This is a genomic window from Salidesulfovibrio brasiliensis JCM 12178, from assembly GCF_001311825.1.
GTDB classification, from domain to species: domain Bacteria; phylum Desulfobacterota; class Desulfovibrionia; order Desulfovibrionales; family Desulfovibrionaceae; genus Pseudodesulfovibrio; species Pseudodesulfovibrio brasiliensis.
The window spans coordinates 1-26393 of record NZ_BBCB01000041.1 but is presented as its reverse complement, the minus strand read 5'-3'; the positions used below and the strand labels follow the sequence as shown (position 1 = coordinate 26393).

The following is a 26393-nucleotide window of genomic DNA, read 5'->3' as shown; positions in this document are numbered from 1 at the left end:
GCAACAAGCGAAGGCCTCACACGAACGGACAATTGCGCCGAAGGCGAACCAAAAAGCTTTGGAATTCTTAAAACCTTTCCCGAAAGGTTTTAAGCCCCGGAGGGCCGCCGGAGGCACCCCCGGAGGCCAAAAAATCTTCCTGCCTGCGGCTTGTGGGAACCCCCTGAAACCTGTTAGGAAAGCCCCTCAAGCAACAGAACATTTCACCTTGCCCTGAAACTGACCGTTTTGGGGCACTCACCCCTTTTAGCGAGGGTTTGAGCCGCCGGAGGCAATACACAATGTCCACAGTATATCTTGTCGGAGCCGGTCCGGGCGATCCGGGCATGCTGACTTTGAAGGCCAAGGAAGTGATCGAGACGTGTGACGTCATGATCTACGATTATCTTGCCAATGCCGATTTTCTGCACTGGTGCAAGGAGGACTGCGAGGTCCTGTATGTCGGCAAGAAGGGCGGCGATCATACGCTGCCGCAGGATAAGATCAACGAGTTGATTATTGAGAAGGCGCGCACCGGCAAGAGCGTCTGCCGCCTGAAGGGTGGCGACCCGTATGTTTTCGGACGCGGCGGCGAGGAAGCCGAGGAACTGGTCGAGGCGGGTATCGACTTTGAGGTGGTGCCGGGCATCACTGCCGGGGTTGCCGCGCCAGCGTATGCCGGGATTCCGGTCACGCACCGCGACCATACCACCAGCGTATGCTTCATCACCGGTCACGAAGACCCGACTAAGGAAAAGTCCGGGCACGACTGGTCGGTGTACGGGCAGTCCAATTCCACGCTGGTGTTCTACATGGGCGTGAAGAACCTGCCGATGATCGCCGAGAACCTCATGAAGCACGGCCGCGCCGCGGATACGCCGGTGGCGCTGGTGCGCTGGGGAACGCGGTGCAACCAGACGTCCATGGTTTCCACGTTGGAGAACGTGGCCGAGGACGCCAAGGCGCGCGGTTTCAAGGCGCCGTCCATCATTGTTGTGGGCGGGGTCTGCTCACTGCACGACAAGCTTGGCTGGTTCGAGAAAAAGCCGCTGCTCGGCAAGGGCGTGGTTGTCACCCGCGCACGGGAGCAGGCCAGCGGGCTGGTCAAGATCATGCGCGACCTCGGTGCCTGCGTGTACGAATTTCCCACTATCGCTATTGAGCCGGTGGACAATGACGCTGAAATTGAAGAGCACCTACTGCAGCTTGGCCGCTGGGACTGGCTGGTGTTCACCTCGGTAAACGGGGTCAAGCACTTCTGGAACCGGCTTGAGGAGATCGGCCTCGACTCGCGCATGCTCGGCGGCATCGAGGTGGCGGCCATCGGCCCGGCTACTGCCGACGCGCTTCGGGAGCGCGGCATCATTGCCGATTTCGTCCCCGAGAAGTACGTTGCCGAACACGTTGTGGACGGGCTGCTGAAACTCGGCGTTCAGGGCAAGAACGTGCTGATTCCGCGCGCAAGGGTGGCCCGCGAGGTGCTGCCCGAAGAGCTTGCCAAGGCGGGCTGCAACGTCAAGGTGCTGCCGGTGTACGAAACGCGTCTGGCCGAAGAGAGCGGCGAAACCATCGAAGAGGCCATGGCCCTCGGCAAGATCAACTACGTGACCTTCACCTCCTCCAGCACGGTGGAGAACTTCTTCGAGCTCGTGAGGCCGGAGACCGTGAAGGGCTGCCCCGAGGTCAAGATCGCCAGCATCGGGCCCATCACGGCCAGCACGCTGTCGGGCTTCGGCTTTGAGGCGGACGTGCAGCCGCAAGACTACACCATCCCCGGGCTGGTGGGAGCCATTCTGGACGACGCCTAGCAAGGCGCATGGGTATCATTCGGGCCGGGGTATGCACATGCTCCGGCCTTTTTGCGTCAGCGCATGGCGCACGATTATTGAGATATGAGTGTCTTGAAAACGAGCGGTTGATGCAGCAATCATTTGCTTTGACATGGGGCGGAATATGCTAGAGTTTAGCCCTGCCGTCCGGTTTTAACGCATCCACACAGATATCTGTATGACACCAAGCAAAACGCCTCGCAAAATAGCCTACATCGTGGGCGGGCTGCCGTTCGGCGGCGTTGAAAACTGGCTGCTGGACCTCTCGCTCAACCTGCGAAACGATCCGGACATCACGCCGTACGTCATCAACGTTTCCGGCACGGGCGCCTCATGCCCGCGTACGAGGAGCATGACATCCCGGTCATCTCCATCGGAAACGGCGATCAGGCCATCAACACCCACCGGCTGGACACGCTGTTGAAGCTCCGCAAGGTGCTCAAAGACCTCGACGTCGACCTCGTCCACACGCTCCATTTCTCCGGCGACTACTTCGGCAGGCTGGCGGCCCTCGGTCTGGGCGTTCCGGTCGTCTCGCACATCAGGAACATCAAGTCCGAAAGGAAAGCCAAGCGGCGCGTCATCAACAAGCTGCTTTCATGGTGCACCACACAGTATCTTTCCGTTTCCCAAGCAGCGGCGAAAACCATCGAACGCGACCACAACGTGGCAAAGCGCCCCGTTCGGGTGCTCTACAACGCGGTGGACCCGAAGAAACTGGACGTTGCACCAAGGGATCTGGAGACTGAGTACGGGCTGCGTGGCAAGACCGTCATCGGCGTGGGGCGCGTGGTGAAGCAGAAGAATTTCGACAGGCTCATCAAGGCCATGGCCATTGTAAAGGGACGGGTCCCCGAGGCCTCGTTGCTTATTCTGGGCGACGGCAGTATGATGCCGGACCTGAAGCGGCTACGCAGTGAACTCGGGCTGGAGCGTGACGTGTGCCTTGCCGGGTTTGTTGCCAACACGGAGATTCCGGCACACCTGAGGGCCTCCAGCATTCTGGCCATGCCCTCGGATTACGAAGGGCTTCCCATCACGCATGTGGAGGCGCTTTTCTGCGGCCTGCCCGCCGTCATTTCGGAGCATGTACCCTCGGCGGAGATTGCTGCCGAATCGAGCCTGATATGCACCACGGAGGTCGAGGACATAGCGGACAAAATCGCCTTGCTTCTGGAAAACGACGAGCTTCACGCTTCCATGGCGCAAAAGGCGCTTGACGCCGCCCCGCAGTTTTCCATGGAGAACTACCTGACACAACTCAAGGCCGTATACGACGATCTGCTGTAACCGGGCCGCCGGGCGCTTCGCGACCCGCAGCCACACCCCGAATCATTATTGAGGAGCTTTTTCCTTGTCGCAATACAATCTCAAACACATAGAGCACTTCGACAACCGCCACCTGCTCAAGCGGTGTCTGCACTATTTCAAGCCCCACAAATGGAAAGTGATCATCGGCGTCCTTTCCGCGGTCATTGTCTCCGGCACCAATGCGGCCACCGCCTATCTGGTGAAGCCCGCCATGGACAATATCTTCGTGGAGAAGGACACCGTCGCCCTCGTTCTGGTTCCGCTCGCGTTCTTCGGCGTCATCCTGATTAAATCCATCTTCCGGTTCACCCAGACCTACCTGATGAACACCACCGGCCTGCTCGTGCTCGAACGGCTGCGCAACGAGATGTTCTCCCGCATTATCTACCTGCCAATGCGCTTTTTCGAGGAAAGTCAGGTGGGGATGCTGATGTCCAGAATCCTCGGTGACGTCAACGGCATCCGAGAGAGCGTGCCGACCATGGTCATGGCCATTCGCGAGGTCATCACCTGCATCGGGCTCGTGGGCGTGGTCATCTATCAGGACTGGAAGCTGGCAATCATCGCGCTGATCGTTCTGCCGGTCTGCGCCGTGCCCATCGTCCACTTCGGGAAACGCCTGCGAAAGCTGGGGCGCGGCCTTCAGGTACAGATCGCGGACATCAACTCCGTGGTGCATGAATGTCTCAGCGGCGTCAGGCTCATCAAGGCGTTCCATACCGAACAAAAGGAATTCAAGAGCTTCTCCAAGGAAAGCAACGGCATAGTCCGCCTCTCCAAAAAACAGGTGCTCGCCAGCGAACTCTCCAGCCGCATCATGGAACTGGCGGCCGGCATCGCCATCAGCGGCGTGCTCTGGTACGGCGGAAAGCAGGTCCTTGAAGGCACCTCCACGCCGGGGACCTTCTTCTCCTTCGTGACCGCCATGATCATGCTCTATGAGCCGATCAAGAAGCTCAACGACGCCAACAAGAACATACAGAAGTCCCTTGCCAGCGCCGAGCGCGTGTTCGGCCTGCTCGATTCCGAAGATATCCAGCCTGAAACCGGCGGCACCAAGGAAGTCAGCATCCCCCTTCAGGAAATCGAGATACGGGACATAACGTTCACCTACCCCACGGTCACGACCCCTGCTCTCAAAGGCCTCAACCTCACGGTGCGAAAAAACGAGCAGGTCGCCCTTGTCGGCCCCAGCGGGTCCGGCAAGACAACGCTGGTCAACCTGCTGCCGCGGTTCTACGACGTCGACACCGGCGAAATACGCTTCAACGGCATCCCGATCGAAGAGTACGACCTCGGGCTGCTCCGTCGCTCCATAGGCATCGTCTCGCAGGACCCCATCCTGTTCAACATGAGCATCAAGGACAACATCGGCTACGGTTTCGACAACGTCACCGAAGAGCAGATCATCGAGGCGTCCAAGGCCGCCTTTGCCCATGAGTTCATCGAGGGTCTGCCCAACGGATACGACACCATCTGCGGTGAACGCGGGGTCAAGATGTCCGGCGGCCAGAAGCAGCGCATCACCATCGCGCGCGCCCTCATCAAGGACCCTGCCCTGCTCATTCTCGACGAGGCGACCAGCGCTCTCGACACCCAGTCCGAGAGAGTGGTGCAGAAAGCGCTTGATAACCTGATGCAGGAACGGACCAGCATCGTCATCGCCCACCGCCTGTCCACGGTCCTCAACGCGGACCGCATCGTGGTCATGCACAAGGGCGAGGTCCTCGACATTGGTACGCACGACGAATTGCTCAAGAGCTGCCCGCTCTACGGACAACTCTACAAAATGCAGTTCAGCGAAACCATCACCGACGACGAAGCGCGCCAGATCAGCGCAGACGAATAGGCGGCTACCCCATGAAGATCGCGAGCGTAATAGCCGAGTCACTGCTCAAGGCGGGCGGCTATGAGATATTCACGTACAACCTGCTCGCCATGCTCGCCGAAGCCGGACATGACGTCACCCTGTACGTTACGGACCGCGAATTTCGAAAACACAAGACGTTTTATACTTCCCTGCCCTTTGGCGTGCGTCCGCTCATGTGGAAGTTCATGTCCGTCCACAAACGGCTCCCCGCCCTGACGAACCGGTGGCTGAGACGTGAGCAGAAAAAACACGGATACGATCTCTGGCAGGTGATGGGGGCCTACCCCGAAGCAGCCATGGTGCAGGGACTGTCCGGCATCGTCCCGTTGGTGCTACGCACCCACGGCGACGACGTGCAGGCGGTCCCCGAACTTGGCTATGGCCTGCGCCTTGATCCGGAGAAAGACCGCGCCATCCGCAAAGCGATTCGGGCCATGGACGTGGTCATCGCACTCACGCCCGGCATAGAGGCCGATCTTGAGGACCTCGGCGTTTCCCGGGAACGGATCGCCACCATCCCCAACGGCATCAACTGCGAGTACCTCGGCAGGCCGCGCGACCATGCCGCCACCCGGCGTAAATGGAAGATTCCCGAAGACGCCTTTCTGCTGCTCTCCGTTGGCCGCAACCATCCGAAAAAAGGCTTTGACCTGATCCCGACCATTGCTTCCGGCCTCAAGAACGCCGGGAAGGACTTTCGCTGGCTGGTCGTGGGCAAGGACACCGACGCATTATGCAAGAGGTTCGCGAACGAGGCTTGCAGGAGCATGTGCGGACCATCCACAGCATAGGCAACGCCTCTGCCGAGCCGGGCCGCGACCAGACGCATGTTCCGGGCGAAGAGCTTGTCGAGATTTACGCCATGAGCGACCTGTTCGTCTTCCCGTCACGGGTCGAGACCTTCGGCCGGGTGCTCATTGAGGCCATGGCGGCGGGCACGCCGGTGCTGACCACCAACGCACTGGGGTGCAGGGATGTGGTGGAAATGGGCAAGTACGGAAAAATGGTCGCCGTGGATGATGTCCCGGCCATGATCGACGGAATCTGCGAACTGATGGAATCGCCGGACAACCTCGCGCGATTGACCAGCCTCGGCCTTGAACGGGCCGCCCATCACGACTGGACCACAATCGTCACCCAGTACACGGCCCTCTACGAAACGCTCCTCACCAGCCGTACAGCCTAGAGTTCCGGCGCGCCCGGCTTTGCTTCAAAGCTCTTGCGCCCGAATTCCACCGTCACCGCGTTTTCAAAACGCTCGTCACCCTCGGCCAGCTCGCTGAAGGTATACAGATACCTTCCGATCCTGACCGGGCGGCGCGAATAGTTTGCCGCCGCCTCAGCCGTGTCCCGCATGTAAAGCGAGACGATACGGTTCCGGTTCTTGTCCATGAACCGCCGCACGTCGCTGGCGTCCACCGACTTCTTGCGCGCCTTGCCACCGAAATACTCGATCACGGCCTTTTCCACGAAGTTCGGCTGCCACGGGATGTAGCGGATGTAGATCGGGTCGTTGCTGGCCAGCGCGTCGCCAAGAACAATTGCGTCGCGTCTCGTCTGGAGGATGCTGTTGTTGCCGGGAATCTTGGCAACGGAGAAATAGGTAAACGCGGCAATGAAGAGACACAGCAGCGTCGTGGCAAGCCTTGGTTTGCCCTTGTGCAGATCGTAGAGCCACAGCGTGGTCAGCAGGAGGCCGAAGGGAATGCTGGCGCAGACGTATCTGGAACCGACCGGCAGCGCCAGCTTCAGGGGCGACACGGATGAGACCATCCACGTCAGCATGACCAGATGAACAAGGTACAGAACGGCAAGCGCCTTCCTGCGCTGCTCGCGGCTCCTGAGCATGGAGAGGGCCACCAGCACAGTGACGACGGTGACGATCAGCAACCCCCGGAGCTTCTTGTAGTTCAGGAAGTTGAGCAGATAATCACTCAAGGAAGTCTGCAACTCTGCCTGTGCGCCGTGGGTCCCCTTGATGACCCCGATCCGGCCGAGCGGCTCGCCAGTCACCGCATAGATGCAGAGGTGCTCAATGCAGAGAAACGCCCCGACAGCGGCACAAAAGACAAACACCGCCTTGAAGCTTCTGGTCGGCAGCCAGATCAAGGCCAGCAGGCCGGGGAAAAAGTAGATGCACGTCACCCGTGATCCCCAGGCCAGCACAAAACAGAGTGCCGCCGCAACCAACCAGCCGAGGTGCTTTTTATCGAGCCAGATGAAGATGCACAGCACGCTCCCCAGAATGTAGGTCAGCTCGAAAACGGCTGGCCATATCTGGCTGCCCGTCTGGGCCATCTGAGGGTAGAGAATGAAAAGAATCGAAGAGATGACGCCGAGCCGGACGCTATGCAACCGCTCACCGATGAGGCAGACCAGAACGGCCGCCACCGAGGAATACAGCGTGGGGAGGAGATAATACACCCATGCACTGGTTCCGAAGACCTTTGTCACCGCTATGAGCGGCATCGTGATGGCCCAGCGCATGGTGTGATGGTTCCATGCGTTGAAGCCAAGACCTTCCCAGAATCGCCTGATATTCAGCCAAAGCGTAATGCAGTCACCGCCGTTCTCGACATACTCGGCTGTGAGGATGCGAACGACGATGCTGAAAAAGAACAGACCGGCCACGACAGCCCGGCTGGTTTGAACGCCACTTGCTTGCGATAACGGTTTCAAAGGCTTCTCCGCTCCCGGTATTAGTCAACTGTCATCATGTAGAAAACATGGGAGGGGAACATGGTGTTGTGCTTCTCCCACTGGAGCACCAGACCGGCTTCCTCAATGCACTTACGCATGTCTTGTTTCGAAAAATCATGATCCCCGACTTCCCACCAGTGCGGTCTCCAATGCTCTTCCTGTTGCGCATACGCCTTGACGTTTGGTTTGCGTTTCTTCGTCTTGTTGAACACAAAATGCCAACACTTCTTGAAATCAAACCACTTCTTGACGTTCATGTGCATCAGCACAGAAGCCCATCGGCCCGACCAAGGAACGGAGATATACACGTATTTATTTGACAACCTCTTGAACTTCTTGAGTCTGGTTACAAGCTCCTCTTTTGGGCCATGCTCCAGAACCTGAAAGGCGCAGACCATATCGTGCTTTTCATCACTCTCATACGACTCGATGGTCTCGACAACATCCGGTATGAACAACTCTTCGTTGAAATCCACACTGGTGTGCTTGATGCCGTGATGCTCCACAAGGGCCTTTGTCACATTCCGCCCCGTCCCGAACTCGAGAACACTGTGGACATCTTCAAGACAAATCGGCTCCTTGGCCTGCATCCATACGGACGACCACTCAAAGAAACGGTGATCATGAAACGTCATGGAATAATAGTTGTAAAATTCAGACTGTTTGTCGCTCAGCCTACTATCCTTGTTCCTCATTTCCCCTCCGAATGATACGTCGCACTGAACGTCCTAATATAACAGAAAACCCGGGCCACTTTCGTTTAGTACAAATGATTGCGCCCTGACGGCTACATGTTCCCTAAAACAGGATACTTCAGCGTCTTAAGATGAATTCTTTAAGCATAGGTTAGACCAAACGATCTTCTATATTCGTACTAACCGTTTGTAAAGCTGTCCATTATGGATATCTTTTTTTGGTCTGCGCCGAGGAGACTCAACAGCCGCCCGCAACGAGAAACACTCTTCTTCCCTAGGCATTTCACTCCACCTAGATCGGAAATAAAAACCAATCAAAACAGAATGATAAGACCGAAAAGAAACTACTTCATATTTATTACGAGTTGGCGTAAAAACGTAAGCCACAAGGAGACACTATGTTCAATGGAAAAAATATATTGATCACTGGCGGTACCGGTTCTTTTGGCAAAGCTGCCATCAGGATCATACTGCAGAAATACTCCCCTAATAAGCTCATCATCTTCTCACGGGACGAACTGAAGCAGTCGGAAATGCGCGAGCAGTTTCCTGCAAGCGAGCATCCCTGCCTCAGATTTTTCCTGGGCGATATCAGGGACCGCAGCCGTCTTGAAGAAGCATTCGACGAAGTGGATTTCGTCATTCATGCAGCCGCACTCAAACAAGTGCCTGCGGCAGAATACAACCCATTTGAATTCATAAAAACCAATGTCCTGGGTAGCCAGAATATCATTCAGGCCGCCATCAGGTGCGGTGTAGAGAAAGTAATTGCCTTGAGCACCGACAAGGCCGCAGCCCCCTTGAACCTTTACGGTGCCACCAAGCTCTGTGCGGACAAATTGTTCATTAACGGCAACCAGATGTCCAAAAAGGATGGCTGCAAATTCTCGGTCGTCCGCTACGGCAACGTGCTCGGTAGCCGCGGGTCCGTGGTTCCCCTTTTTCTTGAAAAAAGGGCGTCCGGGGTACTGCCTGTAACTGACGAACGAATGACCCGTTTCACCATAAATCTCGACGACGCAATCGATTTCACGTTGGATAAATTCAAGGTCATGTTTGGCGGCGAACTCTATGTACCAAAGATCCCCAGCTACCGAATTCTTGACGTAGCCACCGCCATCGCCCCAGAAGCCAAAGTCGACATCGTCGGAATACGCCCGGGCGAAAAGCTTCATGAATGCATGATCACGGAAGATGACGCCCGAACCGCATACGAGTTTGACTCGTACTTCGTCGTCCTTCCCAACCTGACATGGTACAAGTATAAAACAGACATTCAGGAAATGGGAGGCACACCCTGTCAGGAAGGCTTCTCATACACAAGTGGCAACAATACAGAATGGTTGAACATTGAGGAAATCAGCGATTTGGTGGATGAATACTGCGCCACGTATGGCGTGGAGAGAAAATGATACCGTACGGTAGGCAGTATATAGATGACGATGACATAGATGTGGTCTGCAAGGCCCTGCGCTCGGACTGGCTCACCTGCGGCCCTCTGGTTACCGAATTCGAATCCGCAGTGGCGGCTTATGTGGGCGCTAACCATGCCATTGCCCTATGCAACGGTACGGCAGCGCTTCATTCGATCATGTTCGCCATTGGCATCGGCCCCGGTGACGAGGTTATCGTGCCACCGATTACTTTCGCCGCTACTGCCAACGCCGTGGTCTATCAGGGAGGAACGCCTGTTTTTGCCGATGTTTGTGAAGACACTCTGCTCATGGATCCTGCAGATCTGGAGGCAAGGGTGTCCTCAAGGACCAAAGCTGTCGTGGCCGTAGACTATGCAGGACACCCCTGTGACTATACTGCGATACGGGAAGTCTGCGACAGGCATGGGCTCGTCTTCGTGGCTGACAGTTGCCATGCCATCGGTGCAAGTTTTAAAAACAAAAATGTCGGCTCCATTGCAGACATTTCGGCATTCAGCTTTCATCCCGTCAAACACATCACGACTGGTGAAGGCGGAATGATCACTACAAACGATGAGCATTACGCCCAAAGGGCGCGGACTTTCCGCCACCATGGGATATCGACTGACTTCCGCCAGCGCGAAAAGGAGGTCAGTTTCCAATATGACATCCCGGAGTTGGGGTATAACTACCGCATAACCGACATCCAGTGCGCCTTGGGACTAAGCCAGTTGAAAAAGCTGGACGCTGGAATAGCGCGAAGAAACGACATTGCCGACAAATATAACGACGCTTTTGCCAAAATAGCAGGCCTCACACCGCTCTCAGTCGCCGAGAATGTCAGGCACGCTTACCATCTGTACGTTGTCCGGCTTACCGGCGAGACGCGCATAAGCAGGGATGAACTGTTCGTTCACCTGCGAAACAAGGGGATCGGCGTCAATGTTCATTATCCCCCGGTTCACCTCTTCACATATTACAAAAAGAACTTCGAATACGGCAGGGGTATGTGCCCTGTTGCCGAAAAGGCATTCGAGGACATCATTTCCCTCCCCATGTACCCGCAGTTGAACGATGAAGACTTACAATACACAATTGACACGTTCATCGCAGCACTCAAATAACAGGAGACATTCGTGGCGAAATACAAAACCGAACAAGAGGAATTCTGGACAGGAGAGTTTGCTGCCCACTACATGGAGCGCAACAAGGAACTGGACCTGGTGGGAAGCAAGGCAGCCCTTTGGACCAAGGCTCTTTCCCGGGCTTCAGACATCGGTTCGGTCATGGAATACGGCTCCAACATCGGGCTGAACATTCAGGCCCTCCAGAGCATAATGCCAAACGTTCAGTACTCTGCGGTCGACATCAACCCCGACGTTGTGGACGAATTCACGAGACGATGTGGTTTTGCCCCGCACATAGGCTCATTGCTCGACTATCAGACCACCGAAAGGTTTGATCTCACGTTCTGTTGCGGAGTGCTCATTCACATAAACCCGGACCACCTTTCAAGCGTTTACGACCTACTCTACACGACAAGCAACAAGTACATCGTCGTGGCCGAGTATTACAATCCGACGCCGGTTACTGTGAATTATCGCGGCCACGCAGACCGCCTGTTCAAACGCGACTTCGCCGGTGAAATGCTCGGGAAATACCAGAACCTTTCTCTGGTGGATTACGGCTTCATCTACCACCGTGACCCCATGTTCCCCTTGGATGACCTGACCTGGTTCCTTCTCGAAAAACGATAGTATCATGAGCGGCCTCCTAATCAGGGCCGATGCGGATGCGACAATCGGCTCAGGTCACGTTATGCGCTGTCTTGCCATGGCTCGCTCGGTCATCCGATCGAAACGGCAAGTCTCTTTCGCCATTGCTACGGATGCCGGACCCCTTCATGAACGGCTTGCAGCATTGGGCTGTGAGGTAACCAAGGTCCCTCACGTCCCCGGCAGTATGGAGGACGCCATATACACCGCAAAGATCGCAAAAGATCGTAAGGCAAGTCACCTCCTCTTGGACGGATACCACTTTTCGGCAGACTACCAATCGATTTTCGTTGGCAAAGGGCTTAGGACCCTTTTTGTTGACGACAACAGCGAACAACAATTCTATCACACCGATTACGTTGTGAACCCAAACAGCTACGCCGACAAGCGACTATACCCTTCAAAAAAACTGGCCTCACATACGCAGTTGCTTCTCGGCTTGAAATACTGTTCCCTGCGTGATGAATTTGTGGGAATGCCTCCTAAATCCCACACTCCGATAAAAGACTTCGCCCGGGTTCTCGTAACCCTAGGTGGAGGTGACCCGGACAACAACGTTCTTAAGGTTATTCAGGCATTACAATCCGTCAATCTACCGATCGAAGCGACCATTGTCGCAGGACCTCATAATCCACACTATGAGGGTCTCCTGAAGGCTGTTCGCCAAGATAGATCCATCGTGCTCATACAACAGACCGACGACATGGCCAGCCTGATGGCGCATGCTCATATTGCTATATCCGCAGGTGGCGGCACGGCTTATGAACTGATCGCAATGTTGACACCTTTTCTGGTGATTGTTACCGCCGAGAACCAACGGGCATTCGCCGAAGACGCCCACGCCAAGGGAATGGCGCTCAACTTAGGATGGCACGAGCAGGCAACCCCGGCCGATATCCGTAAAGGCGTTGAAAGTCTGCTTGCGAACAGCCAGCTAAGGTCAAATATCATTCACAAACAAAAGAGCATTCGCGACACAGCCTTCGACCCGGACTGGCTGGCACGACTGATACTTGGAGAAACCCCATGAAACATGAACTTGACAATACTGTTGAACAAAAAAACCATCTTCGCAGATTTAGCAACGACAACGTATTGCAAACAATCTATGACGCCCTCCCCGACGAAAAGAAAAAGGCGTTTGTTGACTACCGAGAAAAATGGACACTCGCGGACAAGGAGCGCATAGACCTGCCGTTCCCGCTCTGCATCAGCCTTGAACTTATCTCCAACTGCAACCTTCATTGCATCCATTGCATCCGTAGCAAGGACCAATGGAAAGAGAAGGCTCCTTCGCTTTTCACGGCAAAACGCATGGGATGGGACACTTATAAGCGAATTGTCGACGAGTGCAGTGCTAACAACATGCCTTCCATCTGGCTTGGGTGCAGCGGGGAAGCTCTCCTTGAGAAGCAGTTATGCGAAATGTTTGAGTACGCCCATGAAAAGGGCATCATGGATACCATCTTAACCACCAACGGCACGCTTCTGACATCGGAGATCATTGATAGGCTTCTTGCAATTCCTGTCACCAGAATCAACATCTCCATTGATGCCTTCTCACCGGAAACCTATAAGGTTGTCCGTGGGCACGATCTGAAAAAACTTACTGCTAACATTGATTATATCATTCAGCGAAAAGAAGAACTCGGCTTGAAGCTTCCGGTCGTTCGGGTCACTTTCATCGACATGCCTCAGAACACCCACGAAGCGGAAGCATTTGTCAATTACTGGAAAGAGAAGGTGGACCTTGTTGACGTTCAGAAGCTGATTGATCTGGACGCTGTTGAACCACCGGACCCGGATACAGTCGAACCTTTCCATTGCTGCGTACCTTGGCGACTGGTGGATATCATGGCCAATGGAGACGTCGTGCCTTGTAACTCTTTCTTCGGTGTGCCCGACCTTGTGATTGGCAACATCCACGAAAAATCCATCAAAGAAATATGGGATTCCGAAGAGTTCAGGCAATTCCGCGAAGACATGAAAAATGACAAGTACAAAACCTGTTGTATGACCTGTTTCGCATCCCTGAACAAGGATAGCTAGGAGTATATATGCCCTCACGCCCGGACAACACTGTTGAACAGTCCAATGCTGAGAGAATAGACCGCTATGAAAAAGATGACCTCGTCAAGGTCATATACGAGGCGCTCCCTGAAGACAGAAAGGAGCGTTTCATCGAATATAGGAGAATGTGGCACAAGGTTGATAAAGAGCGGACCGACATCCCTTTTCCTTTGAACATCTACATTGAGCCCGTCTCGAACTGCAACTTGAAGTGCGTCTTCTGTGTCAGAAGCCGCGAGAAGTGGCATGAAGAAGTACCGGGTATTTTTTCTAATGCTCGGCTGGGCTATGAGACCTTTGCCAAACTCATGGACGAAGGCGAGCAGCATGGCCTCCCCGCAATTTGGGTCGGGGCAAGCGGAGAAGCGCTGCTTGAAAAGGACATCCCTGAAATGATGAAGTACGCGGACTCCAAGGGAGTTCTGGATACAATACTCATCACGAATGGTACGATGCTTGATAAGGAAACAGTCGACAAGCTGCTCGAGACCCCCATTACCAGGATCACCATATCGATAGACGCGATCACCGAAGAAACCTACAAGAAGGTCAGGGGCGGCAATTACAAGAAACTCATTAGCAACATTGAGTACCTTCTTGAGAAACGCAAGGAACTCAACTCTATGCTTCCCATTGTCCGCCTCAGCTTCGTGGATATGGACCTCAACCATCATGAACGAGAGCAGTTCGTCGATTACTGGATCGACAAAGTGGACACCATCGACGTCCAAAAGTACTGGGACTTTGATCTGTACGCCCCCATAGAGGACAAGGAACGGGACATCCGGTGCTCTTTCGGTTGGCGTTCGGTAATGATCCTGGGAAATGGAGACGTTGCTCCCTGCTGTTCGTTCTATGGAATGCGCGACCTCGTCATGGGTAATATCAACGAGCAATCCCTTAAATCCATATGGGATTCCGACAAGTTCATGACCTTCAGAGAGGACATGATAGCCGGAAGATACGCCGAAGCTTGTAAGGCCTGCTTTGATTCTTCCTCATAATCAGCCCATCAGATATGAAAACAAAGACTATTGCTATCATGCAGCCCACTTATCTGCCTTGGCTAGGCTTCTACGAGATGATCAACCGCTGCGATGCGTTCGTGTTTCTGGACAATGTCCAATACGCCCACCAGTCCTGGCAGAGCAGAAACAGACTGAAAGGGACGAACGGATCTCCAGTGTGGCTTGTCGTGCCGGTCAAACGCGAGGGACTCGACACGCTGATCCGGGACGTACAGATTGCGTCGCAACCATCAAACTGGAAACGAAAGCACCTACAGACCATTACCACTCTGCTAGGCAAAACACCGTACTTCAAGAGATTCAGGCCTGCGCTGGAAGCATGGTATGCGACCGAGCACACATCTTTGGCCTCGCTCAATGAATCCGGCATCAAAATGGTCAGCGAGTGGCTTGATCTGGAAACAGAGTTTCTCTCAGCCACCCAGCTGAAACCCACCGGAAAACGAACGGAATTGATACTGGACATTTGCAGGAAGACAGAAGCTACAGATTATTATTCCCCCATAGGTGCCGCCAGCTATCTTGACCCTGAAAAGCATTTACTGACAGGCGCAGGCATCAACGTGCACTACCAGACATGGGAACACCCCGAATACGAACAACGCTTCGGGCAGTTCCTCTCTCACATGTCAGCTCTTGACGCCGTTATGAACATTGGTCCCGAAGCCACACGTGAACTCCTGCTTGCGTAAAGCGATTTCCGAGCTTACATAAAGAGTCCGGAGAGGGCTGCAACATACTGACGATCCGATACTCGTCAACAAATGCCAGTCCAGCGTTGCGACGCTTTCCCAAAAATCAACAAACCCAATATGTAGCATGAAGCCAAGCATCAGAATCGGGAATCACACCATTGGTGGCGAACACCCCACCTATATTATCGCAGAGTTGTCGGCCAATCATAATCAGAGCTTTGACCGGGCTGTGGAGCTTGTCCGTCTTGCCAAGGAGGCAGGTGCCGATGCAGTTAAACTGCAAACGTACACACCCGACACCATGACCCTCGACTGTGACACTGACATCTTCAAAGTCTCGGGGGGTACTGTCTGGGATGGGAAGAACCTCCATGCGCTTTATGGTGAGGCATATACCCCTTGGGAATGGCAGCCCAAACTCAAAGCGATTGCGGACGAACTCGAAATGGACTGCTTTTCCAGCCCCTTTGATAGCACTGCTGTTGACTTTCTGGAAGAAATGGCAGTCCCGGCTTACAAAGTCGCTTCCTTTGAAGTCGTTGACCTTCCGCTCCTGAAGCGGATCGGCGCAACAGGCAAGCCTGTCATCATGTCCACCGGCATGGCAACGCTCGCCGAAATCGACGAGGCTATGACGACCCTGAAAGCAGCTGGAAGTACACAGATCGCTCTTCTGAAATGTGTCAGCAGTTACCCTGCTCCGCCAGAAGAGATGAACCTGCGGACCATACCCAACCTCTCAGAAACGTTCAGTTGCCCTGTCGGGCTGTCGGACCACAGCATGGTTGAAGCTGTTCCTGTGTCGGCTGTGGCTCTCGGCGCGAGCATTGTGGAAAAGCATATGACCATCGCACGCGCGGATGGCGGCCCGGACAGCGCGTTCTCTCTCGAGCCCGACGAGTTCAAAGCGATGGTTGCTGCCGTTCGCACAAGCGAGAAAGCTCTTGGCGATGTCTCATATGACATCACGAAACGGCAGGTTAACAGCCTCCGTTTCCGGCGGTCGATATTCGTATCGAATGACATGAAAGCGGGCGACGTTTTTTCCGAAAAGAATACTAAGGTTCTTCGCCCTGCCGACGGACTGCACCCCAGATATCATACCGTGGTGCTGGGCAAAAAGGCTGCACGGGACATCGTGAAGGGGACTCCCCTCTCTTGGGATTTGATAGGATAAGCGAGGAACTCATGGCAACAATTGCAATCATTCCCGCACGAGGGGGCAGCAAGCGTATCCCACGAAAGAATGTCAAACCTTTTTGCGGCAAACCCATGATCGCGTGGCCTATTGAGACCCTCTTGGACAGCAAGTTGTTTGATCATGTGTACGTAAGCACCGACAGTGAGGAGATTGCATCCGTAGCCCGGGAGTGGGGAGCTGAAATCCCGTTTATGAGACCGGATGAGCTTGCCGACGACTACGCCACGACGGAAGATGTCGTACTGCATGCACTTGACACCTTGCAATCGTCAGGGCTGATTGTCGACAAACTCTGCTGTGTGTATCCCACATCCATTTTCCTGACACCGGAACTTCTCGAAGAAGGATTCGAACTCATTAACAGCCAGAATTACCAGATGGTGATGTCCATAACGGAATTTCCGTTTCCAATTCAGCGGGCACTGACCCAAAACAAGGACGGGCGTCTGTCGTACGCGCAGCCCGAACACATGTACACAAGGTCTCAGGACCTCCCTGATCGCTTTCAAGACGCCGCACAATTCTATCTCTGCGATGGGCCAACGCTTACTAAGACTCGCAAGATGTTCGGAGAACAAGTCGGCGGCGTTACTATCTCAAGAAAAAACGTTGTCGACATCGACACACCGGAAGATTGGGACGTTGCTCAGATGCGATTCGAATCGTTACGACTCAAACAGGGAATGAAATAAGGGTGAACATTCTTATTCTGACTCCGGGCAAATGCTGTACTTTTTTTCATCACAACTACGTTGCAGGACTGCTCGAAGAAAACTGTAACGTGGAAGTATGGGAAACAACCCCTATCTTTCGACCCAAGGCAGCCAAAGAGTATTACCCGCAACGGCCTGAAGGAAAGAAGTACTGGCTATCCATTCCTGATAAATCCACACTGTTGGATAAACTGCGTACAATGGACTCCCGCACATGGATTATTTCACTGATTCACTATGACAAGCATTCTCGCTTCATATACAAAGCATTAAATAAGTATGATCTCCGTTACGTGGCTTTGTTACCCAAAGACTGCCCAAACCCTAAGATTGATGCCCCAAAAAATCGTCCACTATCCGAACGAATAGTCCGTTTTTTCAGAAAGATCGGTTCCTACAATAAAATCTGCAGCACTATCGCATTAAGTCGCAAAATTCCGGCTGAGTTGGTTGGCATGCGATCTGCCGACTATGCTGTGGTCAATTCGGATACTTGGCGGAAAAGCGTTCTTCCTGTTGGCCCAAGAACAGTCATCATAAAGGGCCCCTCACATGATTATACGAAAATTGTTGAGTGGAAACGCAAAGGCGCTCCTCTGCCATGGAAGAAAAACACATCAGCACCACTTGCGGTTTTTGTTGATAGCGTCGCACTTGCCCATCCAGACAGGATTGGTAAAGACACCTACTGTCGCCATGTAACTCCAGAAGGACTATACGGCCCAATACGCAATGCATTACGTGATCTTCAGGGAAAAGGTTATCAAGTGGTCGTAGCAGCCCACCCAAGAGCCGTTGAGAAAGATTGGCTTGAGCATTATCATGATTTCAAGGTCATTAAAGGTCAGACGCTTGAACTCATCAGTCAGTCTTCAATCGTTTTGAATTTTTGGAGTTCATGTGTTGCGTATGCCGTTGCTTTTAATAAACCTGTCGTATGCCTAACAACAGATGAGTTTGAAAAAGGAGAAGAAAAACTATTTCCATACTTTTTCGCAGAGCTTTTGGGAAAGAGCGTTGTAAACTTAACCAAAGCCAAACAGCTAGACATAAAGAAAGAACTCAAAGTAGACCATGAGCGATACGCAGCGTTTACACGCGAGTACCTGATTCCGTCAACTTGCCCTACGGACAAGACAATCTGGGAAGTTGTCGTCCACGAACTAAAAGAACAATCTCAAGCATAAGCCCTTCTAAACACAGGTATGGCACAAAGAAAGCCCCATACTGTCTATGCAGTGGGTAGATTTGTACACGCCGCCAGGGCTTGTCAGGACAATGCGAATCATCTATTTTTTATGTATTTCTATCATTGATGACACACTATAGAACAATAATTCCAAAGACTTTACTTACGGAAACATAATGTGCGGAATTTTCGGTTGTTACCTTAAAAGACCCCTGACAGATCACGACATTGGGCTCTGCGAAAAGGGTCTATCAATGCTGACCCATCGTGGCCCCGATGATTCTGGAACGTGGTATGATCAGAAACGTGGCGTTTTTCTCGGGCATAGGCGACTATCGATCATTGACCTATCTGAAGACGCGAGCCAGCCCATGTCCTTCAAACAAAATAGAATCTCCTACAATGGTGAAATATACAACTTCCCATCGTTGAAGTCTCGACTTCAAGGCTTGGGCTATTCATTTTCGACAACTTCGGACACAGAGATACTTCTTAAGGGCTGGCATGCGTGGGGAAAGAACCTTCTCAACGAACTTGATGGAATGTTTGCATTCTGTTTGTGGGACGGGGAGCAACTTGCTATCGCCACAGACTGCTTTGGAGAAAAACCTCTTTACTATACTCAAACCCAAGATGGTATCTATTTCAGTTCTGAACTAGAACCACTGTGGAGCATCCTCAAAACAGATCCATCAATTTCGGCTGAATCTCTCACTGCATTTCTTTTGATGGGCTACATACCTGCACCTAAAACTGCCTTTAAAAACACTTATAAGCTTCCGGCAGCCCACACGCTGTTCATTAAGGATGGGATATGTGCACCAACCCAGCAATACTGGTCAATCCCTCCCCCAAAGCGTACATCCAAAAAACCTTCGCCACTTTCAGAATCAGAATTGAACACACTGCGAGACTCTCTTGTTGAGAGTATTGAGGGACGCCTTATATCTGATGTACCTCTCTGCCTTTTTCTGTCCGCAGGCGTTGATTCCCCGTTGGTGGCTGCTCTTGTCAGACACGAGTTAGGGATTCGCCCTCAGTGCCTGACCGTATCGTTTAGTAAAGGGAATGTGGTTAATGAAGCACCCTTAGCCAGAAGCATTGCCGACCACCTTGGATTGGATTTTTTCGAAATCACAAGTGAAGATGATTCCACCTATATCGGTCCAAACGGTGCTCTTTCCTTATTCGGACAGCCTAACGACAACATTACTGCTATATCTTGCTATCAAGTGTCCAAAGCTGCAGCACACCACTTCAAAGTAGCTCTTACGGGCATGGGCGGTGATGAGGTATTCTACGGTTATTCAAAACACTCATTTATCTACACTAAACGAAAGCAATACGCTTTGCCGGACTCAATTAAGAAGTGCTGGTCGACAATTAAAAATGGTGTTCGAACCCGCAAAGATCTAAGCACATTCGATGCATTAATCAACGTTAAGCCTTATGAGGTGTATCCTGCAATAAAGAACTCACATTGTCTCGAATGGATACGTTCAGTTCCCGGATATAAAAGCTGGGTCCAGAATGAGTTTGAGAACTCCGAAGCGCCGGAACACTTCGTTCCGCGGTATGAGTTGAGTACGGTTATTCAAAACAGCCACCTACCCGCATTCGACCATGGTAGCATGAGAGCAGGGTTCGAATTAAGAACTCCATTTTTGTCCCGCTCTTTAGTTAAGACAGTCTCTAGAATTGCTCCAGAAAGACTTTTAGCATTTGGTCAAAAAGAACCTCTACGACGACTCTTACATCGATATGTCCCAGACAATCTGATTGAAAAAAGAAAACTCGGCTTTATCAATCCATCCGACCAATTTACCCAGGGTGTAGATTTCACCACTTTCCACATCCCCGGACTGGACGCTGACCTTATCAGGCGTGCATGGAACAACCGGACAACAAACAAGGCATACTCTCGTATATGCACTAGGCTTCTACTTTTAAATACGTTTTTCAAGACACACGGGGTAAACTAAATGATGCATCTAAATAACTCACACGATCTCCCCCGATTTATAGTTTCATACACTCCCAGCAACGAAGGACACGATGATGGACACAGGTACGCTTTCAATGCAAAAGGCCTGAAAGTCATTTTTGAAAACTACAACACCTCCTGCTTTATTCACGAAACGACCGACACGATCACCGTAACACTTGGTCATCCTATGAAGCACGGGCGGATTGACCCTAAATCTATTTCACTCGATTTCGCCAAAGGATTAACTAAAAAGAAACTTGCAGAGGTCAATGGCGAATTCCTCATCATTCATTTGGACAAACAAAAGAAAACTCTATCTGCAGCAACAGATAGATTTACCGCAATACCTTTATATTACCATGTAAGCAAAGATGGCTTTGTGGGAAGCGTTTTTTATAATGACCTGTGGAAATATCTTAATGAAAAAGGTCTTTGTACTCACAACTCATACGCATTTTATGAATTTATATACTTTCAACGTCTTTTTGGGACCAAGACTTACGACAAAGACTCACGATTCCTTAGAGCAGCTTCGCTGCTTTCATATTCAGATGGCAAAACATCAGAAGAGTCATACTGGAATCAGTCATATCATAAATCAAACGATTCACTCGACACCAGTGCGCACCACTTGGTTCACTTGCTTAAACAGTCAATCCACAGAAAAACCAGCGACAATCCCGGGCGCATAGGCCTATTTCTCAGCGGAGGTAAGGATTCAAGAACCATCCTGTCATGTTTCGACGTCCCTCCCACCAGTTTTACGCTTACACCTGGTAAAAATCATGAATTCCTCTCTGCAGCGGAAGCTGTCGCAATCAGAGGTGGAAAGCACGTTCATCTCAACTTGAGAGAGGAGCCATATTCTCAAGTAGTCGACCAGTTGGTTCAGTTAGGCGGGGGAATGCATGTTTTCGATCACGCCCTTTTCTATGGATATGGTGACGATGTCAGGGAGCATGCCGACATAGTCTTCCATGGCCATGGAGTCGATTACATGTTCCAAGGAATGTATATTCCTACGAAACCTTTACGTATCTGGGGTAAAACCCAATGGAAACACCTCCAGAGCATTCCCAACGACATCTCACGCTTTTTTATTGAAAACATCTCTTATAAAGTAAAGGTGGTGTCCCCTGCCACACTTTTGAAAGATAACAAGCGAGGACCCATTCAAAACGAACTACACAGCTCTATACAAGAGTTGGTCGATGAGAGCTCAGGTTTTTGCAATACTCCTTACGACACTTGGGAGTATTTTTTAAATCATGCAATATCTCGGCACTATCCTTATACAAATCTAACCAGCATGGGAACATGCGTTGAACAAAGAACGCTAACCTTCGACAATGATATTTTTAACTTTTACCTATCATTACCTGCTAAACATAGAATAAACGCAAAGCTAGCAATTTCTGCTCTACAGAAAGCTGACCCTAGGCTGGGAGCAATCATTAATAACAACACCGGTATGCCAGCAAATTATCATGCATGGAAAAGAGAATTATACATAATCAAACGAAGACTAATGAAAGCTCTTGGCGTTTGGAAATCCGACCGAATCCCGAAAGGCGACTCTGATAGAACCTGGCCTCACAGACTCACACTTATACAGCAACATAAGACTATGAACAGGCTAGCAATGGAAGCAGCCAACTCTGAAGCTATTGACTCTCTCAACTTGTTCGATATGGACCTTTTACGAAAGAAAATCCCAGAATGGATAGCCACCCCGCCTCATCGGCACATCGGTGGTATTATCTACCACCTGATTACAATCGATAGATTTCTCAAACAGTAGGGCTACCTTTACCCACTTCTAAAAGGATAATTGTGAATAACATCCTCTTCGTTGAAACCGGCATCGTCGGCGGCGGCTCGTTCGAGAGCCTCTACCAGACGGTCAGGTCGCTTGATCGCGACCGTTTCACGCCGGTGGTGGCGTTCCTGAACCGGACCCACTATCTGGAGAGAATGCGGGAACTGGGTGTGACGACTTACCTGCTGACCGATCTGGCCTACACCAAGAGCCTGCCGAAAGTGATCCACGGCAACGTCGAAAAGCGTGCCGACAAGGCCCTCTCCGCTCACCCCAAATGGGGGATGGCACTGTTCCGGATGTACCACGGCCCTGTCATTCGCGGTCTCAAGCGCATTGTCGCCAAGCATGGCATCGACCTGCTCTACCTCAACGACCAGATCAACAGGGACCTCTTCGGCTGCCTCGTCGCACGCGACTGCGGCATCCCGCTCATCAGCCATCTGCGCTCCATGGACGGCGGGTCCTTCACGACAGAAAAGGCCGAACTGGCCAACCAGACGGTGGATGCGTACATTTCCAACTCGACCCCGACAAAGAAATACTGGGAGTCCAGAGGAATCAGCAAGGGCAATAGCCACTTGGTTTACAATGCGGTCTCCCACGCAATCTCGGCCACCGTGGACGTTCACAAGGAATTCTCAATTCCTGACACCACCCATGTTATTGGAAGCGTTGCCCGTCTGATTGAACTGAAAAACCTTCCCATGCTTGTGGACGCCTTTGCAAAGATGGCCGGGGAGCATCAGGACTGCGTGTTGCTCTTTCTTGGCGACGGGCCCCAGATGCACCCCCTCCAAAAACAGGCCGAGGCTGCCGGGCTTTCCGACAGAATCATATTCGCAGGGCACAGGCCAGACGCAAGGGAGTTGATGGGCACGATGGACATGGTCGTCCTGCCGTCTCGCAACGACTCTTTCGGACGCGTCCTCATCGAGGCAATGCAGGCCCGGACCCCGGTAATCGGGGCCGATTCGGGCGGCATTGTCGACATCATCGAGCACGGGCAGAACGGCTTCCTGCTCCCACACGATGCGCCTGAGAAATGGGCCGAGGCCATGCATGCCCTGCTGACCGATGAAGCCCTGCGGCAGCGTTTCATCGACAACGGCCTGAAAACCGTCAGCGAGAAATTTGATTTGGCAAAGCAGACCGAGCGGATTCAGGCAATCATCGGCTCCGTGCTCCAGAACGCCAGCAAGCCTCAAGAGTAACCAGACCATGCGAATGATCCCGGAAGACTTCTCCCCCAAGCGCATCCTCGTTTGCCAGCAGCGCCAGATCGGTGACGTGGTCCTGACCCTGCCGATCATCAGCCTGCTGAAGAAGCGCTTCCCCGAGGCGGAGATTCACCTTTTGACGGAGAAGAAGTGCCTTCCCGTCACGGAGAACAACCCGGAGATCACCAAGGTCTGGCCCATCGACAAAAAGCTCTCCTTCTGGCAGACCCTCCGGTTCTATCGGGAAGTCGCCAGACAGGACTTCGACTTGGTGGTGGACATGCAGCAGCTCCCCAGAATCCGCTGGGTGGTGCTGTTCTCCATGGCCAAATACCGGCTGACCTACACTCCGAAGTGGTACAACCGCTGGCTCTACACCCATTGGGGCCCCGGGTGAAAGGAGGCTACGCGGTGAGGAGCAGAAGCGATGTCCTCGCGCCCCTTGGCATCAAGTGGAACCGCGAGCGGCCGAAGATTCAGCTCACGGAATCCGAAGAAAAATGGGCCGAAGAGTACCTGAAGGACAACGGACTTGGCGACGACGAGGTGCTCATCACCATCGGCAACACCCACTGGAGCAAGACGCGCCGCTGGCCTGCGGAGTACTACTCCAGACTCATGGACCTGATCGCGGAACACCGCCCGCAGACGAAGTTCCTGCTCTGCTTCGGCCCGGGCGAAGAAAAGCAGGTGCAGGCGGCCTACGACGGGATGGAAAACAAGGATCGCTGCATTTTCCCTGAAAGGATTCTGACCCTGCGGGAAATGGCGGCGGTGATGGAACATGCCTGGCTGCACATCGGGAACTGTTCGTCGCCGAGACACATCGCGCTGGCCGTGGGCACGCCGACCATGACCATGATCGGCTCCACCGGCGGCACGGCATGGACATTCCCGGCCCCGGACCAGAACTTCACGACCATCTGGGTGGACTGCCGGAAGTGCAACTCCAGCACCTGCTCGGAGGGAACCCTAGCCTGCCTGCACGACCTCACCCCGGAGATTGTGCTGACCGACGTTCTCAAGGAAATTCCGGCCGACGCTCCCTAGCCCCTACAAACTGCTTTTGCGAAGACGCTAGCGAAACCGCTTCTCTTCCAGTTTTTTCAGGTGACGAAGCGTTGCCCGTGTCTTCAGGGAGAGCGGACTCAGAACGGACTTCATCTTCCGCCGCCATGTGTGGAAACTGCTGCTCTTGTTCTGCCTGAACACTTCCGTGGCGACACTCTCAACCGGGATGTGGCTCTCGAAAATGCTCATGGCCGCTGCTTCATCTTTCGCGCACAGGGCCTTTGCCAGCGGCACGAATTTTCGGTCACACCTGACCTCGGGCGCGAGAAACTCTTCCGTAAACCACTCCGGCTTCAGGCCCTCAAAGACATCAAGCGAAATCGCCAGCCAGCGCTCTTTCCAGTGTTCGCCGTCATCCGGCAGGCGCTTTGCTGTCTTTTTCGTGTCCCGGTGGTAATTTTCCTGAAGATACCGCACCAGCGCCTTTGGCTCACCCTGCTCAAGGAGGGTCTGCTTTGCTGCCGCATAATGCTGCAGGGCATGCTCCACCAACACTTCCATGCTGATTCTTGCGGCCTTGTGTTCCTGCCTGAAGAAATAGAAGAAGTCCGGGCATTGGGAAAAAGACTTCAACTGCGGCAGGATCTGAAAGTTGACGCAGACGTCCTGCCCCATTTTGTAGTGCGGGTGGTGAATATTCAGCTCGTTCAGCACGTCCCTGCGGTAAATCCAGCGCCACAGGACCTTGCTCTTCCAATACCGGGGCGCACTGGAGAAATGCAGATTCGACGCTGCGGGATGATGGAAATACTTCCGGGTGTTCAGGGTCTTCTCGGAAAACACGATGGCATTGCCGCAGACAGCGTCCACGTTGTCACGTTTGGCCACGCCGTACATGGTCCTTGTGGCGTGCCTGTCGAGGAAGTCGTCGGCATCGAGAAAATGGATGAACTCGCCGCGCGCATGTTCCTGCCCGGTTTGCCGGGTGATGCCGTGTCCCTTGTTTTCCTGATGCACAGCGCGAACGCGGCTGTCCGCTGCCGCATAACGATCAACCAGTTCACCGGAACCGTCCGTGGAACCGTCGTTCACGATCACGACCTCGATCTCGGGGTCGGACTGATAGAGACAGGACTCCACTGCAGCGGGAAGCCACTTTTCCATGTTGTAACACGGAATGACATAGCTGATCTTTGGCGTGGCCTTGGTTCCGGCAGAAGAGGTCCCACGTTCGACCTGAGAACCGTCTGCCTTCATCCCGCTGGTATCTTTTTTCATGCAAGGTCCCAATTTGTGATTTTTCACTCAGATACAAACCTTGTTTCCCGATTTCAAGGCAAATAATCCCCCCGCTCCAAGGTTGCCCTCTCCTGCTTTCCTCCGGTCGAACCCGCATTCCCCATTGTCGAACCCTTCAGGCAGTGCTAGGAGACACCGGAACGCGGACCATCACAGACCCGCAGGACACTGCATGCAACCAAAGGAGAACCATATGAAACCGATCGGAAAACTCTTGGCCGCCCTCATGGTGGCCATGATGCTCATGGCCTCTGCTGGCTGTGGCGCCATCCTCGTGGGCGGCGCGGCTGCCGCAGGCACATACGTGTACATGGACGGCAACGCCCGGGCCGACTACCGCGCGGGCATCAGGCAGACCTACAACGCCACGCTGGACGGCTGCAGAGACATTGGCATGAACATCACCTCCCAGAGCCTTGACGGGGACTCGGCAAGCGTCAAGGGCCGCTACCACGGGGAAGACATCTACATCTCCCTCTCGCTGGAAGGCGACAGCCTGACGCAGGTGACGGTCCGGGTGGGCCTGCTCGGCAACGAGACAGAATCAAGGCGCATCCACGACGCCATCGCCCGGAACCTCTAGCCCA

24 protein-coding genes are annotated in these 26393 nt (G+C 53.1%); 21 read left to right on the top strand and 3 right to left on the bottom strand.

All coding sequences use genetic code 11. The annotated features are described in order from the left end of the window. Window positions 1–281: 281 nt before the first annotated feature. The 5 genes from cobA (at window position 282) to JCM12178_RS10805 (ending at window position 6175) form a co-directional block, all read left to right on the top strand. Window positions 282–1787: a uroporphyrinogen-III C-methyltransferase gene (gene cobA / locus JCM12178_RS10825; protein ID WP_054651291.1), complete on the top strand. Its 1506-nt coding sequence runs from the start codon at window positions 282–284 to the stop codon at window positions 1785–1787. Between the two features lie 270 nt (window positions 1788–2057). Beyond that, entirely contained in the window at window positions 2058–3098 is a 1041-nt protein-coding gene (locus tag JCM12178_RS10820; RefSeq protein WP_439646704.1) for a glycosyltransferase, read from the top strand. A 64-nt stretch (window positions 3099–3162) separates the two neighbouring features. Then, window positions 3163–4968 (top strand): ABC transporter ATP-binding protein, encoded by a 1806-nt coding sequence (locus tag JCM12178_RS10815; RefSeq protein ID WP_083465874.1) that lies wholly within the window; start codon window positions 3163–3165, stop codon window positions 4966–4968. An 11-nt stretch (window positions 4969–4979) separates the two neighbouring features. Then, window positions 4980–5780: a glycosyltransferase family 4 protein gene (locus tag JCM12178_RS10810; protein WP_054651289.1), complete on the top strand. Its 801-nt coding sequence runs from the start codon at window positions 4980–4982 to the stop codon at window positions 5778–5780. Continuing rightward, window positions 5759–6175 carry a glycosyltransferase family 4 protein gene (locus tag JCM12178_RS10805; protein WP_054651287.1) on the top strand — a complete coding sequence of 139 codons (417 nt, stop codon included), beginning with the start codon at window positions 5759–5761 and terminating at the stop codon, window positions 6173–6175. Before JCM12178_RS10810 ends, JCM12178_RS10805 begins: the two co-directional genes overlap by 22 nt. Here the strand turns inward: JCM12178_RS10805 and JCM12178_RS10800 are convergent. Together JCM12178_RS10800 and JCM12178_RS10795 are read right to left on the bottom strand one after the other, a co-directional pair. After that, window positions 6172–7668: an ArnT family glycosyltransferase gene (locus tag JCM12178_RS10800; RefSeq protein ID WP_157054875.1), complete on the bottom strand. Its 1497-nt coding sequence runs from the start codon at window positions 7666–7668 to the stop codon at window positions 6172–6174. The two genes, JCM12178_RS10805 and JCM12178_RS10800, sit on opposite strands and share 4 nt — an antisense overlap. A 20-nt stretch (window positions 7669–7688) precedes the next feature. Then, window positions 7689–8384, bottom strand: coding sequence for a class I SAM-dependent methyltransferase (locus tag JCM12178_RS10795; RefSeq protein ID WP_054651283.1), 696 nt, complete (start codon window positions 8382–8384; stop codon window positions 7689–7691). A gap of 398 nt (window positions 8385–8782) precedes the next feature. On the opposite strand from JCM12178_RS10795, the gene pseB reads away from it, so the two are divergent. From pseB to JCM12178_RS20935, 15 genes are all read left to right on the top strand, one after another. Further along, window positions 8783–9796 (top strand): UDP-N-acetylglucosamine 4,6-dehydratase (inverting), encoded by a 1014-nt coding sequence (pseB, locus tag JCM12178_RS10790; protein WP_054651281.1) that lies wholly within the window; start codon window positions 8783–8785, stop codon window positions 9794–9796. Further along, window positions 9793–10923, top strand: coding sequence for a UDP-4-amino-4,6-dideoxy-N-acetyl-beta-L-altrosamine transaminase (gene pseC, locus JCM12178_RS10785; protein ID WP_054651279.1), 1131 nt, complete (start codon window positions 9793–9795; stop codon window positions 10921–10923). The genes pseB and pseC overlap by 4 nt, the downstream gene beginning before the upstream one ends. 12 nt (window positions 10924–10935) lie before the next feature. Continuing rightward, window positions 10936–11556: a pseudaminic acid biosynthesis-associated methylase gene (locus tag JCM12178_RS10780; protein ID WP_054651277.1), complete on the top strand. Its 621-nt coding sequence runs from the start codon at window positions 10936–10938 to the stop codon at window positions 11554–11556. A 4-nt stretch (window positions 11557–11560) separates the two neighbouring features. Continuing rightward, a complete protein-coding gene (gene pseG, locus JCM12178_RS10775; RefSeq protein WP_054651275.1) occupies window positions 11561–12604 on the top strand; it encodes a UDP-2,4-diacetamido-2,4,6-trideoxy-beta-L-altropyranose hydrolase in 1044 nt (347 codons plus the stop codon). Beyond that, complete coding sequence (locus JCM12178_RS10770) at window positions 12601–13623, top strand: radical SAM/SPASM domain-containing protein (protein ID WP_054651273.1); 1023 nt, start codon at window positions 12601–12603, stop codon at window positions 13621–13623. The genes pseG and JCM12178_RS10770 overlap by 4 nt, the downstream gene beginning before the upstream one ends. 8 nt (window positions 13624–13631) lie before the next feature. Further along, window positions 13632–14648 (top strand): radical SAM/SPASM domain-containing protein, encoded by a 1017-nt coding sequence (locus JCM12178_RS10765; RefSeq protein WP_054651271.1) that lies wholly within the window; start codon window positions 13632–13634, stop codon window positions 14646–14648. Between the two features lie 14 nt (window positions 14649–14662). After that, entirely contained in the window at window positions 14663–15364 is a 702-nt protein-coding gene (locus JCM12178_RS10760; protein WP_054651269.1) for a WbqC family protein, read from the top strand. Window positions 15365–15491: 127 nt separating this feature from the next. Next, window positions 15492–16544: a pseudaminic acid synthase gene (gene pseI / locus JCM12178_RS10755; protein WP_054651267.1), complete on the top strand. Its 1053-nt coding sequence runs from the start codon at window positions 15492–15494 to the stop codon at window positions 16542–16544. 11 nt (window positions 16545–16555) lie between these two features. After that, the gene (pseF, locus tag JCM12178_RS10750; RefSeq protein WP_054651265.1) at window positions 16556–17260 is read left to right on the top strand and encodes a pseudaminic acid cytidylyltransferase; all 705 of its coding nucleotides are present in this window, start codon (window positions 16556–16558) and stop codon (window positions 17258–17260) included. 2 nt (window positions 17261–17262) lie between these two features. Further along, on the top strand, window positions 17263–18468 hold the full coding sequence (locus JCM12178_RS18335; RefSeq protein WP_157054874.1) for a hypothetical protein: 1206 nt from the start codon (window positions 17263–17265) through the stop codon (window positions 18466–18468). Window positions 18469–18646: 178 nt separating this feature from the next. Continuing rightward, window positions 18647–20452 (top strand): asparagine synthase (glutamine-hydrolyzing), encoded by a 1806-nt coding sequence (gene asnB, locus JCM12178_RS17800; protein WP_083465872.1) that lies wholly within the window; start codon window positions 18647–18649, stop codon window positions 20450–20452. Continuing rightward, entirely contained in the window at window positions 20453–22258 is a 1806-nt protein-coding gene (locus JCM12178_RS17795) for an asparagine synthase-related protein (RefSeq protein WP_083465871.1), read from the top strand. A gap of 32 nt (window positions 22259–22290) precedes the next feature. Next, window positions 22291–23490, top strand: coding sequence for a glycosyltransferase family 4 protein (locus JCM12178_RS10735; RefSeq protein ID WP_054651259.1), 1200 nt, complete (start codon window positions 22291–22293; stop codon window positions 23488–23490). 7 nt (window positions 23491–23497) lie between these two features. Continuing rightward, window positions 23498–23893 (top strand): glycosyltransferase family 9 protein, encoded by a 396-nt coding sequence (locus tag JCM12178_RS20940; RefSeq protein WP_369404505.1) that lies wholly within the window; start codon window positions 23498–23500, stop codon window positions 23891–23893. 14 nt (window positions 23894–23907) lie between these two features. Continuing rightward, entirely contained in the window at window positions 23908–24546 is a 639-nt protein-coding gene (locus JCM12178_RS20935; protein WP_369404504.1) for a glycosyltransferase family 9 protein, read from the top strand. Window positions 24547–24573: 27 nt separating this feature from the next. On the opposite strand, the gene JCM12178_RS10725 is transcribed toward JCM12178_RS20935, so the two are convergent. Then, the gene (locus JCM12178_RS10725; protein WP_083465870.1) at window positions 24574–25785 is read right to left on the bottom strand and encodes a glycosyltransferase family 2 protein; all 1212 of its coding nucleotides are present in this window, start codon (window positions 25783–25785) and stop codon (window positions 24574–24576) included. 214 nt (window positions 25786–25999) lie between these two features. Between JCM12178_RS10725 and JCM12178_RS10720 the strand changes: the two genes are divergently transcribed. Then, on the top strand, window positions 26000–26389 hold the full coding sequence (locus tag JCM12178_RS10720; protein ID WP_054651257.1) for a DUF3568 domain-containing protein: 390 nt from the start codon (window positions 26000–26002) through the stop codon (window positions 26387–26389). The last annotated feature ends 4 nt before the right edge of the window (window positions 26390–26393 follow it).

Coding starts and splice junctions, on each gene's coding strand:
- cobA (WP_054651291.1), top strand. CDS start 282: ATGTCCACAGTATATCTTGTCGGAGCCGGTCCGGGCGATCCGGGCATG.
- JCM12178_RS10810 (WP_054651289.1), top strand. CDS start 4,980: ATGAAGATCGCGAGCGTAATAGCCGAGTCACTGCTCAAGGCGGGCGGC.
- JCM12178_RS10795 (WP_054651283.1), bottom strand. CDS start 8,384: ATGAGGAACAAGGATAGTAGGCTGAGCGACAAACAGTCTGAATTTTAC.
- pseB (WP_054651281.1), top strand. CDS start 8,783: ATGTTCAATGGAAAAAATATATTGATCACTGGCGGTACCGGTTCTTTT.
- pseC (WP_054651279.1), top strand. CDS start 9,793: ATGATACCGTACGGTAGGCAGTATATAGATGACGATGACATAGATGTG.
- pseG (WP_054651275.1), top strand. CDS start 11,561: ATGAGCGGCCTCCTAATCAGGGCCGATGCGGATGCGACAATCGGCTCA.
- JCM12178_RS10770 (WP_054651273.1), top strand. CDS start 12,601: ATGAAACATGAACTTGACAATACTGTTGAACAAAAAAACCATCTTCGC.
- JCM12178_RS10765 (WP_054651271.1), top strand. CDS start 13,632: ATGCCCTCACGCCCGGACAACACTGTTGAACAGTCCAATGCTGAGAGA.
- JCM12178_RS10760 (WP_054651269.1), top strand. CDS start 14,663: ATGAAAACAAAGACTATTGCTATCATGCAGCCCACTTATCTGCCTTGG.
- pseI (WP_054651267.1), top strand. CDS start 15,492: ATGAAGCCAAGCATCAGAATCGGGAATCACACCATTGGTGGCGAACAC.
- pseF (WP_054651265.1), top strand. CDS start 16,556: ATGGCAACAATTGCAATCATTCCCGCACGAGGGGGCAGCAAGCGTATC.
- asnB (WP_083465872.1), top strand. CDS start 18,647: ATGTGCGGAATTTTCGGTTGTTACCTTAAAAGACCCCTGACAGATCAC.
- JCM12178_RS17795 (WP_083465871.1), top strand. CDS start 20,453: ATGATGCATCTAAATAACTCACACGATCTCCCCCGATTTATAGTTTCA.
- JCM12178_RS20940 (WP_369404505.1), top strand. CDS start 23,498: ATGCGAATGATCCCGGAAGACTTCTCCCCCAAGCGCATCCTCGTTTGC.
- JCM12178_RS10725 (WP_083465870.1), bottom strand. CDS start 25,785: ATGAAAAAAGATACCAGCGGGATGAAGGCAGACGGTTCTCAGGTCGAA.
- JCM12178_RS10720 (WP_054651257.1), top strand. CDS start 26,000: ATGAAACCGATCGGAAAACTCTTGGCCGCCCTCATGGTGGCCATGATG.